Source organism: Pseudomonas sp. 8_5_2 (assembly GCF_059295255.1).
The window spans coordinates 4982501-4995295 of the sequence record NZ_CM181238.1 but is presented as its reverse complement, the minus strand read 5'-3'; the positions used below and the strand labels follow the sequence as shown (position 1 = coordinate 4995295).

Below are 12795 nucleotides of genomic sequence, written 5' to 3'. Positions count from 1 at the left end.
TTCACCGAGCGCAGGCAAAATAAATCCGGAGCGCAAAAAGTTATGCACTCAAATAGGCATTAAATAGCCATTAATTAAAAACGTGCCCTGAAATGCAGCCGTCTTAATTGCAAAGTGCTACTTGGCGCTTTGCTGTGCTTGTTTTTTCAAGTGGGATAAATCCTTTGAAATCAACCACTAGGACGAGTTGTAAGGGACGCTTGTCTCCTGCATGGACAGGGGCTGCGGGAGATACCCGCCTGCCTGTCTAAGTTATCGCGGCAGGTAGCGGATACCTGCCATTGTCATCTGTAAGTCATCTCTCACAACCCGTAGGCAGGAAAATCGTTACGGCACTATGAGCGATGGGTTGCAGGAGAAGTTCCTGTGTGGATTCTGCCGGGATGAAAGATTTCTAAATATTTATTCAGTTGGGCGCAGTTTCAATTTGATAGCACGCAGGTGTTTTACCCCCGTGTATCAAGGGTGAGACTGTTACGAGATGTTTTTATGCCAGTATCGGAAAATATTTTTCGAGATTCGTCAGAAAAGGTATGAACGGTCTTATGACGGTTGGCGATAAAGGGAGGGGTGGTGGATTATTGACGCCGGATTTGTGGCGTAGTGGCAGTTTGCGCCATGGCCGGCTACAGGGCGGCTGGCCTCTTTGCGGGTTAACCGGTCGCCGCACCGCCGCTCGCACAGGGCCCGCATCAGGGCTGACAGGCGCTGCATCTCTTGCGGCGAGCCCCTGTCAGCCTGGATGCCCCCCCCTGAAGGCGATCCGATTGACCCACGAAGAGGGCATAGCGGGCTTACTCAGCAGGCTGATCGCGCAAAAACACCAGATGATCCGCCTTGGACTGCTCGGCGCTGTAGTAGTACCCCTGCACATCGAACCGCTTGAGCTGTTCGGGATCGCTGATGCGCTGCTGGATCACAAAGCGGCTCATCATGCCGCGGGCTTTCTTGGCGTAGAAGCTGATGATCTTGTACTGGCCGTTTTTCCAGTCCTTGAAATCGACATTGATCACCCGAGCGTTCAGCGCGCTACGTTTCACTGCACTGAAATACTCGTTGCTGGCCAGGTTCAACAGCACGTCATCGCCCTGTTCGGCCAGCGCCTGGTTCAGCCATTCGCTGATGCGCGTGCCCCAGAAGGCGTACAGGTCCTTGCCGCGGGCGTTGGCCAGCTTGGTGCCCATCTCCAGGCGGTAGGGCTGCATGAGGTCCAGCGGACGCAGCAGGCCGTAAAGGCCCGAGAGCATGCGCAGGTGGTCTTGCGCGTAGCTGAAATCGTCCTCGCCCAGGCTTTCGGCGTCGAGGCCGGTGTACACGTCACCCTTGAACGCCAGCAGCGCCTGCTTGGCATTGGCCGGGGTGAAGTCTGGCGTCCAGCTGCCGAAGCGCGCGGCATTCAGACCGGCAAGCTTGTCGGACAGGTGCATCAGCTCGCTGATCTGCGCTGGCGACAGGTCGCGCAGTTGCTGGATCAGTTCCTGGGAATCGTCCAGGTACTGGGGCAGGGTGAAACGCTCGGTCACAGGCTTGGTGTCGTAGTCGAGGGTCTTGGCGGGGGAAATCACCGTCAGCATCGGGTCGGCTCCTGGCATCTTTGACCGCAGATTCTACGGGTTGGGCGGTGCAAGTCCAAACTATGGCGACGATAGTCACAGACCATGGCCGAAGCAGGCGCTATAGTTCGCGTTTTGCCGCTGCGGAGCCTTCCACCGTGCGCATTGCCTCTGCCTTGCTGGTCGCGCTGCTGAGCCTGACTGTGCAAGCCGCCCCTTCCACCCAGGTCAGCCTCGACCGCAGCCTGTGGCCCGAGCAGCTGGACAGCCCGGCACTGTTTGACGTGGCTTCGCGCGCCGAGATCCTGTCGTTCGCCCAGGTGCTGCACGAAAGCGAGCTGCTCGACGACGCGGCACTGGCGGCGCGGCTGGGGCTACGGCAGATCAACCTGCAAAAGGTACGCCTGGTTCGGGCGCGGCTGTGGCAGCGATTGTGGCAGGGCTATCAGCAGGCGCAGCGCAGTTGCGAGCAGGATGCGTCGTTCTGCTACCCGGTAGCTTCGATGGCTGATTTGCGCACGCAAGCAGCTACTTTCGCCGCAGATGTAGGCACGTTCTATGCAGGATGGGTCGAGCCTAGCCATCAGTTCCATGTTCGTTACCTGGATGAACAACTGCGCAAGGCGGCGTTGCTGCCGCAGACCAGCAGCGAGGTGGAGCGGCTGTCCCCCCGTGAGCGTAATGGTGATGAACTGAATGACCGCATGTTCCTGCTGACTTTCGTCGGTGGCCCCGGGCCGGACAGTGGCAGCACTGACCTGCTCACCGACTACCTGCGCAGACAGAAACTCCAAGGTACCTTCTTTGTGCTCGGCAACCGCCTGCAGCAACGGCGTGACGCGGGGCCGGCCAATGCCTTGCGCCAGCTCTACGACGGTCAGTGTGTGGGTATCCAGGGCTGGGAATACCGCTCCCACGCGCAGTGGACGGACTGGCAGGATTCGCTGCGGCGTAGTCAGGCGCGGGTGCAAGCCGACCTGCCAGCGCAGTATGTGCCGTTGTTCCGGCCGCCCTATGGCCAGCGCCGGGCTGACGGCGAGTCGTTCATGGCCAGCCAGCAGTTGCGCGTGTCATTGTGGGATATCGATGCCCAGGATGATGGCGCGTTGAGTGCCCAGGCCTCTGCGCAGCGGGTGTTGACCTTGATGTTGCTGTGGCGCAAGGGCGTGATCCAGTTCCATGACAGCCTGCCCAAGGCCCAGCCGGCAGTGGAATGGTTGCTGCGCAGCACCGCGCAGAGCGGTATCGGCTGGCAGGATTGCCGGGAATATGGATATGCCGAATAGAGGGTATGACTTTTGAATGTAGTCCCCTCTGGCGTCCGCGCCAAGGCCTCATCGTCAATCGGAAAAATAAACTTCAAAATCTCGTAAAAATGCTTTTTCCGGTCATGGCTTTTGCGGTATGAAGAAACCAGACAGCCGATTCCTGCAGCACAGGTGGCGTCATCCAGGCCCACCTAGGCAGGTTCGCTTCCCGCCCGTAACAACGCGGATACGGGGAGACGGTAGTCACTTTGCGGCGTAACAGACCACGCCGTGTGGCTTCGACATAAGGTGACCGAGTATGGATGACCAAGGACGCAACCCTTCCTCCAGCAAGCCAATCCTCTATGTGCTCGATACCAACGTCCTGATTCACGACCCCAACGCATTGCTCAACTTCGAGGAGCACCACGTCGCCCTGCCGATGACGGTGCTGGAGGAACTCGACAAGCTCAAGACGGGCAAACAGACCATCGCCGCTGAATGCCGCCAAGCCATCCGCCTGATCGACCAGACCCTGGGCGACGCCTCGCCCAGCGATGTCGAGCAGGGCGTGCCGATTCAGCGTGGCAAGAGCGGGCCCAAGGGCTTCCTGTCCATCCTGATGACGCCGCGCAACGAGCCGAACAGGCTGCTGCCGGAAAACCTCAACGACAACATCATCATCAACCAGCTGCTTGAAGTACGGGCTCGGCGCAGCGACCTGGACGTGGTGCTGGTCACCAAAGACATCAACATGCGCCTGAAGGCGCGCGCTTGCGGGATTGCGGCCGAGGATTACAGCACCGACCAGCTGGTCGATGACGTGTCCTTGCTGTCCAAGGGCTACCACTCGGTCACTGGCTCGTTCTGGGACCGGGTGAGCAAGGTCGATACCCGTCAGGAGCGGGGGCGTACCTGGCATCGGGTGCAGATGATCGACAACCTGCCGGCCGTCCACATCAACGAATTCATCATCGATGAGCAAGGCTTCGTCGGCTGGATCAAGGGCATCCGCAACGATGAGCTGCTGTTGCTCGACCTGCATCAGGAGCCCCTGTTGCACCAGGAAGCCTGGGGCCTGAAGCCACGCGACATCCATCAGAGCCTGGCACTCTTCGCCCTGCTTGACCCGGATATTCACCTGGTCAACCTGACCGGCCCTGCCGGCTCGGGCAAGACCATTCTGGCGCTGGCCGCAGCCATCGAGCAGACCATGGTCAGCAAGCGCTACCGGCGCATCATTGCCACCCGCAGCGTGCAGGGGCTGGACCAGGAAATCGGCTTCCTGCCGGGCACCGAAGCGGAGAAGATGGAGCCTTGGCTGGGCGCGATCACCGACAACCTCGAAGCCTTGCACATGGATGACGAAAGCACGCATGGCAGTGTCGAGTACATCCTCGAGCGGGTACCGTTGCAGTTCAAGTCGCTCAACTACATTCGCGGTCGCAGCTTCCAGCAGAGCCTGATCCTGATCGACGAGTGCCAGAACCTTACGCCGCACCAGATCAAGACCATCATCACCCGTGCCGGCTCCGGGTCCAAGGTGGTCTGCCTTGGCAACCTGGCGCAGATCGATACCCCTTACCTGTCCGCGACCAGCTCGGGCCTGACTTACCTGACCGAGCGCTTCAAGGACTTCCCCCACGGCGTGCACCTGACCCTGCAAGGGGTGCCACGCTCGGTGCTGGCCGAGTACGCCGAGTCGCATCTGTAAAACCATGCAGCCGGGCAGATCACTGCCCGGCCTTTTCGCGGGCACGCCCGCTTCCACAGGATCTCCACTTGATTCAAGGCGGTGAGGACCCTGTGGGAGCGGGCGTGCCCGCGAAGAGGCCGGGCCTGCCGACACATACCTCTGCTCAAACCTGACCCACAGGTTTACACTGCGAGTTCCCCTCACAGGAGCAGAGCAGTGCTGACACATCTTGATTCCCAGGGCCGGGCCAACATGGTCGACGTCACTGAAAAGGCGGTGACCGAGCGTGAGGCCATTGCCGAAGCGCGGGTGCGCATGCTGCCGCAGACCTTGCAGATGATCGTCGACGGTGAGCACCCCAAGGGCGACGTGTTCGCCGTGGCGCGCATTGCCGGGATCCAGGCGGCGAAGAAGACCAGCGACCTGATCCCGCTGTGCCACCCGCTGATGCTGACCAGCGTCAAGGTCGAGCTCAGCGCCGAGGGCGAGGACGCCGTGCGCATCGTCGCCCGCTGCAAGCTGGCCGGGCAGACCGGCGTCGAGATGGAAGCGCTGACCGCCGCCAGTGTCGCCGCGCTGACGATCTATGACATGTGCAAGGCGGTGGACAAGGGCATGGTCATCGAGCAGGTGCGCCTGCTGGAAAAGCTCGGCGGCAAGAGCGGCCACTACAAGGTGGAGGCGTGATGAAGGTCAAGGTGATGTACTTCGCCCGTTACCGTGAGCAGCTGGACGTGGATGCCGAACAGGTGGAGGGCGCGTTCCAGGTGCTCGACGATGTGCGCCAGGCGCTGGTGGCCAAGGGCGAGCGTTACGCGGTACTGGCCGAGCAGAACCTGATGTGCGCGCGCAATGAAGAGCTGTGCAAGCTCGATGAGCCCTTGGAAGACGGCGATGAAGTGGCGTTCTTCCCACCGGTGACCGGAGGCTGAACATGGCAGTGCGAGTGCAGGAAGGCGCGTTCGACCCTGGGGCCGAGGTGAATGCCATGCATGCGGCCAACGTGGGTGTGGGCGCGGTGGTCGGGTTTGTCGGCTATGTGCGGGACTTCAATGATGGGCGCGATGTGGCGGGGATGTTCCTCGAGCACTACCCGGGCATGACCGAGAAGGCCCTGGCCAAGATCGTGGTCGAGGCCGAGCAGCGCTGGCCGCTGCTGAAGGTGGAGGTGCTGCATCGCATCGGGGCGCTGGAGCCGGGCGAGCCGATCGTGTTCGTCGGTGTCGCCAGTGCCCATCGGCAGGCCGCATTCGAGGCCTGCGATTTCATCATGGACTACCTGAAGACCCGCGCGCCGTTCTGGAAGAAGGAAACTACCCAGGAAGGGCCGAGGTGGGTGGAAGGCAGGCAGAGTGACCAGGACGCTGCCGGGCGCTGGTAGTCAAGGCTGCGCCGATCCCATGTAGGAGCGGCCTTGTGTCGCGAAAGGGCCGCGCAGCGGCCCCAGGATGTCAGCATTAATGCATGAATTGCTGGGGCCGCTGTGCGGCCCTTTCGCGACACAAGGCCGCTCCTACAAGGGCGGCGTTGGCATTCAGGCAATCAGTGATGCTTGCGCGGCACCGGCTTGAGTAGCTCATCCGGCGGCATCTCGCACTTGATCTTGCGCCCCAGCAGCTCCTCGATCCCCGGCAACTGATACGAATCATCCTCACCGGCAAAGCTGATCGACACGCCATCAGCCCCCGCGCGTCCGGTACGGCCGATACGGTGCACGTAGTCGTCCGGATCCTCGGGCAGGGTGAAGTTGATCACGTGGCTGATGCCATCGATATGAATGCCACGCCCTGCCACGTCAGTGGCCACCAGCACCGTGACCCGACCTTCGCGGAAGTTTTCCAGGGTTCGAATACGCTTGTGCTGCGGCACGTCGCCCGACAACTGGGCGGCATTGATGCCGTCGCGCACCAGCTTTTCCTCGATGCGCCGCACTTCGTCCTTGCGGTTGGCAAACACCATCACCCGTTCCCACTTGTTCTGGGTCACCAGGTTGTACAGCAGCTTGTACTTGTCGCTGCCGGCCACCGCATACACGTGCTGCTCGACCGTTTCGCTGGCCACGTTCTCCGGCTCGATCTCGACGATGGCCGGGTTGGTGGTCCATTGCTTGGCCAGGTTCATCACGTCTTCGGTGAAGGTGGCCGAGAACAGCAGGGTCTGGCGCTCGCTTTTTGGCGGCGTCTGGCGAATGATCTGGCGCACCTGCGGGATGAAGCCCATGTCGAGCATGCGGTCGGCCTCGTCCAGCACCATCACCTCGACCATGTCCAGGTGCACCTCGCCGCGCTGGTTGAAGTCCAGCAGGCGGCCAGGGGTGGCGACCAGGATGTCGCAGTGGCGCGCTTCCAGGGCCTTGAGCTGTTTGTCGAATTCCATGCCGCCGACAAAGCTCATCACGTTCAGGCCGGTGTACTTGGTCAGCGCTGCGGCGTCCTTGGCGATCTGCACCACCAGCTCGCGGGTGGGGGCGATGATCAGCGCACGCGGCTCGCCCATGTAGCGTTCTTTGGGTGGTGGCGTCTGCTGCAGCTGGGAAATGATCGAAATCAGGAATGCCGCAGTCTTGCCAGTACCGGTCTGGGCCCGGCCGATGGCGTCCTGGCCACGCAGGGTGTAGCCCAGCACCTGGGCCTGGATCGGCGTGCAGTACGGGAAGCCCAGGTCGTGGATGGCGTGCATCACCTCGTTGGACAGCTTGAAGTCGTGGAAGCGGGTCTTGCCTTCCTGCGGCTCGACCACGAAGTCTTCCAGCTTCCACAGGCTGGCCTGCGGCTTGGGTTTGCGCTCGCGGCGCGGTTTGGCATTGACCGGCTTTTCGACCGCAGGTGTCACAGCGGCAGGCTGTTCAGCCGCAGGGGTGGGATTGGCGCGCGGTGCGGCCGGGGTAGGCGCAGGCCGCGCCTCGGTGGGCGCGGGCGCAGGCGGCGTTGCACTGGCAGCAGGAGCGACGGCCTGTGGCGCGGCGTCTCCCTTGCCGAATATTTTCTTGAGTGCCTTGAGCACGATCGTCTCATCAACTGATTAAGGAATGTACGCCGGGCAGTGTAAAGCAAGAATCAGGCTCGGCGTAGTGGAATAGCCCTACAACTACAGGCGGCTTCTGCTTATTGCAGTTGCATGGCCAGCCACTCGTGGACGTCGTTCAACTCCTCGACCACCACTTCGTGCTCCATCGGGTATTCCTGCCAGCGGGCGGCGACGCCCCAGGTGTTCAGGTACTCGAAGGCGGTGCGGCCCATGGACGGGATCACCACCGGGTCGTGCACGCCATGCAGGCACAGGGCCGGGGTGCGTTGCTGGCACGCACTCAGCTGGTGCTGTTCGTTGAAGGTAGGGGCGTAGGTGGACAGGGCGATGACCCCGCCCAGTGCCTCTTGCCACTTTATATAGGCAGTGTGCAGCACCACCGCGCCGCCCTGGGAGAAACCGGCCAGGAAGATTCGCGCCAGGTTGATGCCTTTGGCCTGCTCGGCCTTGATCAGGGCGATCACCTGCTCGGCCGATTCCTCCAGCTGCGCTTCATCGATGGCGCGGGCCGGGGTCATCGCCTTGATGTCATACCAGCTGGGCATGGCGTAGCCGCCATTGATGGTCACCGGGCGGGTCGGCGCCTGCGGCATGATGAACCGCGTGGTGAGCAGGCGTTCCTGCATGAATTCGGCGACGGGTAGGAAGTCGTAACGGTCGGCCCCCAAACCGTGCAACCAGATCACACAAGCGTCTGCGGTTTTCTGCGGTTCGAGGATCAGTGGGTTGGTCATGACTGCTCCGAAAGTGTGCGGATCTTGTTATGGCGTGCGTGAAATGAAGGCGCGGGAAATGATTGTCGGAAAAAGAATGTCGCAACGATACAACTTTCCCTACTTGACGTGCGCTTAAACGCTACAGCCAGGAGTTCTGGTACGCGCTTTGCAATTGAACCTGCGATGCAAAGGGCAGGCCGAGACGGTAACACCCTTTGTAAGCGAAGGCTGTCACAGAACAGTCCATTGCGCCAATTGACCCAATAACAAGCCAACACGGGTCGGATACGCCTCAAAAGGGTGCGGTGCAATTCCGGCTCGATACAACAAGAGCGATTTGGAGGTTGTGAATGAAGATGTTGAAAACCACCCTGGCAGTCCTGACCGCTGCCGCCGCACTGGGCGCCGTGAGCACTGCCCAGGCCGGCGCCACCCTCGATGCGGTGAAGAAAAAGGGCTTCGTCCAGTGTGGCGTGAGCGACGGTCTTCCAGGCTTCTCGGTACCTGATGCGCAGGGCAAGATCGTCGGCATCGACGCCGATGTCTGCCGCGCCGTGGCCGCCGCCGTGTTCGGCGACGCCAGCAAGGTCAAGTTCAGCCAGCTCAACGCCAAGGAACGCTTCACCGCCCTGCAGTCGGGGGAAGTCGACGTGCTGTCGCGCAACACCACCTGGACCAGCTCGCGCGATGCCGGCATGGGTCTGGTGTTCGCCGGTGTCACCTACTATGACGGCGTCGGCTTCCTGGTCAACAAGAAGCTCGGTGTTTCCAGCGCCAAGGAGCTCGACGGCGCCACCATCTGCATCCAGGCCGGTACCACTACCGAGCTGAACGTGTCGGACTACTTCCGCGCCAATGGCCTGAAGTACACCCCGATCACCTTCGACACTTCCGACGAGAGCGCCAAGTCGCTGGAGTCCGGCCGTTGCGACGTGCTGACTTCGGACAAATCGCAGCTGTTTGCCCAGCGTTCCAAGCTGGCCGCGCCGACCGACTATGTAGTGCTGCCGGAAACCATCTCCAAGGAGCCGCTGGGCCCGGTGGTGCGCAAGGGCGACGAAGAGTGGTTCAGCATCGTCAAGTGGACCTTGTTCGCGATGCTGAATGCCGAAGAAGCAGGCATCACCTCCAAAACCGTCGAGGCCGAAGCCAAGTCTACCAAGAACCCCGACAACGCCCGGCTGCTTGGCGCTGACGGCGAGTATGGCAAGGACCTCAAGCTGCCCAAAGACTGGGTAGTGCAGATCGTCAAGCAAGTCGGCAACTACGGCGAAGTGTTCGAGAAGAACCTGGGCCAGAGCACCGACCTGAAGATCGACCGTGGCATGAACGCCCTGTGGAACAACGGCGGCATCCAGTACGCGCCACCTGTGCGCTGATGGCTGCATCCTGCGGCGGCATCCCGCCGCCGCAGGTTGTTCGGAACCCTACTTTCCGGGGCACCTCATGCAAAATCGAATCGGCGCACAAAAGGGCTTGTCCCTGAGTGATCCACGTGTGCGCGCGTGGCTGTTCCAGGTCCTCACGATCGTGTTCGTGGTCGGCCTGGGCTGGTACCTGTTCCACAACACGCAAACCAACCTGCAACACCGGGGCATCACCTCGGGCTTCGACTTCCTCGAGCGCAGTGCCGGCTTCGGCATTGCCCAGCACCTGATCCCCTATGTGGAATCCGACAGCTATGCGCGGGTGTTCGTCATCGGCCTGCTCAACACCCTGCTGGTGACCCTCATTGGCGTGGTGCTGGCGACCATTCTCGGCTTCATCATCGGCGTGGCGCGGCTGTCGCCGAACTGGATGATCAACAAGCTGGCGACCGTGTATGTGGAAACCTTCCGCAACATCCCGCCGTTGTTGCAGATCCTGTTCTGGTACTTCGCCGTGTTCCTGACCCTGCCGGGGCCGCGGGGCAGCATCAACATCGACGATATGTTCTTCATCAGCAACCGCGGCCTGAACATGCCCGGTGCTGCCATGACCGATGGTTTCTGGCCGTTCGCCATTGCCTTGGCCCTGGCGCTGCTGGCGACCGTGGCGATGGTGCGCTACGCCAACAAGCGCTTCAACGAAACCGGCGTACCGTTCCACAAGTTCTGGGTGGGGCTGGGGTTGCTGGTTGCCATCCCCGGGGCCTGCGTGCTGCTGTTCGGCAGCCCGGTTACCTGGGAAATGCCGCAGTTGAAGGGCTTCAACTTCGTCGGTGGCTGGGTGCTGATCCCCGAGTTGCTGGCGCTGACCCTGGCACTGACCATCTACACCGCAGCGTTCATCGCCGAAATCGTGCGTTCCGGTATCCGCTCGGTCAGCCATGGCCAGACCGAAGCCGCGCGCTCGCTGGGCCTGCGTGAGGGCCCGACACTGCGCAAGGTGATCATCCCCCAGGCACTGCGGGTGATCATTCCGCCGCTGACCAGCCAGTACCTGAACCTGGCGAAGAACTCGTCGCTGGCGGCCGGTATCGGCTACCCGGAGATGGTCTCGCTGTTCGCCGGTACCGTGCTCAACCAGACCGGCCAGGCCATCGAGGTGATCGCCATCACCATGAGTGTCTATCTCGCCATCAGCATCAGCATTTCGCTGCTGATGAACTGGTACAACAAGCGCATTGCGCTGATCGAGCGGTGAGGATACGCCCGTGAATGCCCATGTTTTCAAACCTGATATGCCGCCCCCGGTGAAAACCGTCGGCGTGCTCGCATGGATGCGTGCCAATCTGTTCTCCAGCTGGCTCAACACGCTGCTGACCCTGTTCGCCATCTACCTGGTGTGGCTGATCGTGCCGCCGTTGCTGCAGTGGGCGCTGATCGATGCCAACTGGGTTGGCACCACCCGCGCCGACTGCACCAAGGAAGGCGCCTGCTGGGTGTTCGTGCAGCAGCGCTTCGGCCAGTTCATGTACGGCTACTACCCGACGGAGCTGCGCTGGCGCGTGGACCTGACCGTTTGGCTTGCCGTGCTCGGCGCCGCGCCGCTGTTCATCAGGCAGTTCCCACGCAAGGCTTTCTACGGCCTGGGCTTCCTGGTGCTGTACCCGGTGCTGGCCTACACCTTGCTGCACGGTGGCTACCTGGGCCTGCAAAGCGTCCCGACCAGCCAGTGGGGCGGGCTGATGCTGACCCTGGTGATCGCCACCGTGGGCATCGTCGGCGCCTTGCCGCTGGGTATTCTGCTGGCCCTGGGACGGCGTTCGAAGATGCCGGCGGTGAAGGTGGTGTGCGTGACCTTCATCGAGTTCTGGCGCGGCGTGCCGCTGATTACCGTGCTGTTCATGTCGTCGGTGATGCTGCCGTTGTTCCTGCCCGAGGGCATGAGCTTCGACAAGCTGCTGCGGGCGATGATCGGGGTGATCCTGTTCCAGTCAGCCTATATCGCCGAGGTGGTACGCGGCGGCCTGCAGGCCATCCCCAAGGGCCAGTACGAAGCCGCTGCGGCGATGGGCCTGGGATACTGGCGGGCGATGGGCCTGGTGATCCTGCCGCAGGCGCTCAAGCTGGTGATCCCCGGCATCGTCAACACCTTCATAGCCCTGTTCAAGGACACCAGCCTGGTGATCATCATCGGCCTGTTCGACCTGCTCAACAGCGTCAAGCAAGCCGCCGCCGACCCGGCCTGGCTGGGCATGGCCACCGAGGGCTACGTGTTCGCCGCCCTGGTGTTCTGGATTTTCTGTTTCGGTATGTCCCGCTACTCCATGCACCTGGAGCGCAAGCTGGACACTGGCCACAAGCGTTAGGAGTTTCGACATGAGTGAAGCGATCAAGCAGCCTGCCGGCCCCGAGGGCATCATCCAGATGCAGGGTGTGAACAAGTGGTACGGCCAGTTCCATGTGCTCAAGGACATCAACCTGAACGTGCGCCAGGGCGAGCGTATCGTGCTGTGCGGGCCGTCCGGTTCGGGCAAGTCCACCACCATCCGTTGCCTCAACCGCCTGGAAGAGCACCAGCAAGGGCGCATCGTGGTCGATGGCGTGGAGCTGACCAACGACCTGAAGCAGATCGAGGCCATCCGCCGCGAAGTGGGCATGGTGTTCCAGCACTTCAACCTGTTCCCGCACCTGAGCATTCTGGAGAACTGCACCCTGGCGCCGATGTGGGTGCGCAAGATGCCCCGGCGCAAGGCCGAGGAAATTGCCATGCACTACCTGGAACGGGTGCGTATTCCGGAACAGGCGCACAAGTACCCGGGGCAGTTGTCCGGTGGCCAGCAGCAGCGTGTGGCGATTGCCCGTGCGCTGTGCATGAAACCGAAGATCATGCTGTTCGACGAACCGACGTCGGCGCTGGACCCGGAAATGGTCAAGGAAGTGCTCGATACCATGGTGGGCCTGGCCGAGGATGGCATGACCATGCTCTGCGTCACCCATGAAATGGGCTTTGCCCGCACCGTGGCGAACCGGGTGATCTTCATGGACAAGGGGGAGATCGTGGAGCAGGCGGCGCCGGATGATTTCTTCGACCGGCCGCGCAGTGACCGGACGCGGTTGTTCCTGAGCCAGATTCTGCATTGATACTGTTGGGGCTGCTTTGCAGCCCATCGCCGGCAAGCCAGCTCCCAC

The 12795-nt window shown here is 61.7% G+C and carries 12 protein-coding genes; 9 read left to right on the top strand and 3 right to left on the bottom strand.

Translation table 11 applies throughout. The annotated features are described in order from the left end of the window. Positions 1–794 precede the first annotated feature (794 nt). Positions 795–1574: a peroxide stress protein YaaA gene (gene yaaA / locus AC5O5R_RS22860; RefSeq protein WP_172227160.1), complete on the bottom strand. Its 780-nt coding sequence runs from the start codon at positions 1572–1574 to the stop codon at positions 795–797. Between the two features lie 137 nt (positions 1575–1711). On the opposite strand from yaaA, the gene AC5O5R_RS22855 reads away from it, so the two are divergent. The 5 genes from AC5O5R_RS22855 (at position 1712) to moaE (ending at position 5877) form a co-directional block, all read left to right on the top strand. Further along, on the top strand, positions 1712–2839 hold the full coding sequence (locus AC5O5R_RS22855; RefSeq protein WP_172227158.1) for a polysaccharide deacetylase family protein: 1128 nt from the start codon (positions 1712–1714) through the stop codon (positions 2837–2839). A 280-nt stretch (positions 2840–3119) separates the two neighbouring features. Beyond that, positions 3120–4514, top strand: a complete 1395-nt coding sequence (locus AC5O5R_RS22850) for a PhoH family protein (protein WP_172227156.1) — start codon at positions 3120–3122, stop codon at positions 4512–4514. Positions 4515–4712: 198 nt separating this feature from the next. Further along, positions 4713–5183 carry a cyclic pyranopterin monophosphate synthase MoaC gene (moaC, locus tag AC5O5R_RS22845; protein WP_172227154.1) on the top strand — a complete coding sequence of 157 codons (471 nt, stop codon included), beginning with the start codon at positions 4713–4715 and terminating at the stop codon, positions 5181–5183. After that, positions 5183–5428 carry a molybdopterin converting factor subunit 1 gene (moaD, locus tag AC5O5R_RS22840; protein WP_172227173.1) on the top strand — a complete coding sequence of 82 codons (246 nt, stop codon included), beginning with the start codon at positions 5183–5185 and terminating at the stop codon, positions 5426–5428. The genes moaC and moaD overlap by 1 nt, the downstream gene beginning before the upstream one ends. A gap of 2 nt (positions 5429–5430) precedes the next feature. Continuing rightward, on the top strand, positions 5431–5877 hold the full coding sequence (gene moaE, locus AC5O5R_RS22835) for a molybdopterin synthase catalytic subunit MoaE (protein WP_172227152.1): 447 nt from the start codon (positions 5431–5433) through the stop codon (positions 5875–5877). A 161-nt stretch (positions 5878–6038) separates the two neighbouring features. Here moaE and rhlB read toward each other — a convergent pair whose 3' ends face one another. After that, positions 6039–7499, bottom strand: coding sequence for an ATP-dependent RNA helicase RhlB (gene rhlB / locus AC5O5R_RS22830; protein WP_172227150.1), 1461 nt, complete (start codon positions 7497–7499; stop codon positions 6039–6041). Between the two features lie 101 nt (positions 7500–7600). Continuing rightward, positions 7601–8257 carry an alpha/beta hydrolase gene (locus tag AC5O5R_RS22825; protein WP_172285680.1) on the bottom strand — a complete coding sequence of 219 codons (657 nt, stop codon included), beginning with the start codon at positions 8255–8257 and terminating at the stop codon, positions 7601–7603. Between the two features lie 332 nt (positions 8258–8589). Here AC5O5R_RS22825 and AC5O5R_RS22820 point away from each other — a divergent pair, with 332 nt between their 5' ends. From AC5O5R_RS22820 to AC5O5R_RS22805, 4 genes are all read left to right on the top strand, one after another. Next, the gene (locus AC5O5R_RS22820; RefSeq protein WP_172232636.1) at positions 8590–9618 is read left to right on the top strand and encodes an amino acid ABC transporter substrate-binding protein; all 1029 of its coding nucleotides are present in this window, start codon (positions 8590–8592) and stop codon (positions 9616–9618) included. A gap of 67 nt (positions 9619–9685) precedes the next feature. Then, positions 9686–10864, top strand: coding sequence for an amino acid ABC transporter permease (locus AC5O5R_RS22815; RefSeq protein WP_172285679.1), 1179 nt, complete (start codon positions 9686–9688; stop codon positions 10862–10864). 10 nt (positions 10865–10874) lie between these two features. After that, the gene (locus AC5O5R_RS22810) at positions 10875–11972 is read left to right on the top strand and encodes an amino acid ABC transporter permease (RefSeq protein WP_172229683.1); all 1098 of its coding nucleotides are present in this window, start codon (positions 10875–10877) and stop codon (positions 11970–11972) included. A 10-nt stretch (positions 11973–11982) separates the two neighbouring features. Beyond that, positions 11983–12747: an amino acid ABC transporter ATP-binding protein gene (locus AC5O5R_RS22805; RefSeq protein ID WP_016498022.1), complete on the top strand. Its 765-nt coding sequence runs from the start codon at positions 11983–11985 to the stop codon at positions 12745–12747. Positions 12748–12795: the final 48 nt, after the last annotated feature.

Excerpts from the sequence above, each read along its gene's own strand:
- AC5O5R_RS22815 (WP_172285679.1), top strand. The coding sequence starts at position 9,686 with ATGCAAAATCGAATCGGCGCACAAAAGGGCTTGTCCCTGAGTGATCCA.
- AC5O5R_RS22850 (WP_172227156.1), top strand. The coding sequence starts at position 3,120 with ATGGATGACCAAGGACGCAACCCTTCCTCCAGCAAGCCAATCCTCTAT.
- yaaA (WP_172227160.1), bottom strand. The coding sequence starts at position 1,574 with ATGCTGACGGTGATTTCCCCCGCCAAGACCCTCGACTACGACACCAAG.
- moaE (WP_172227152.1), top strand. The coding sequence starts at position 5,431 with ATGGCAGTGCGAGTGCAGGAAGGCGCGTTCGACCCTGGGGCCGAGGTG.
- AC5O5R_RS22825 (WP_172285680.1), bottom strand. The coding sequence starts at position 8,257 with ATGACCAACCCACTGATCCTCGAACCGCAGAAAACCGCAGACGCTTGT.
- AC5O5R_RS22805 (WP_016498022.1), top strand. The coding sequence starts at position 11,983 with ATGAGTGAAGCGATCAAGCAGCCTGCCGGCCCCGAGGGCATCATCCAG.
- moaD (WP_172227173.1), top strand. The coding sequence starts at position 5,183 with ATGAAGGTCAAGGTGATGTACTTCGCCCGTTACCGTGAGCAGCTGGAC.
- AC5O5R_RS22820 (WP_172232636.1), top strand. The coding sequence starts at position 8,590 with ATGAAGATGTTGAAAACCACCCTGGCAGTCCTGACCGCTGCCGCCGCA.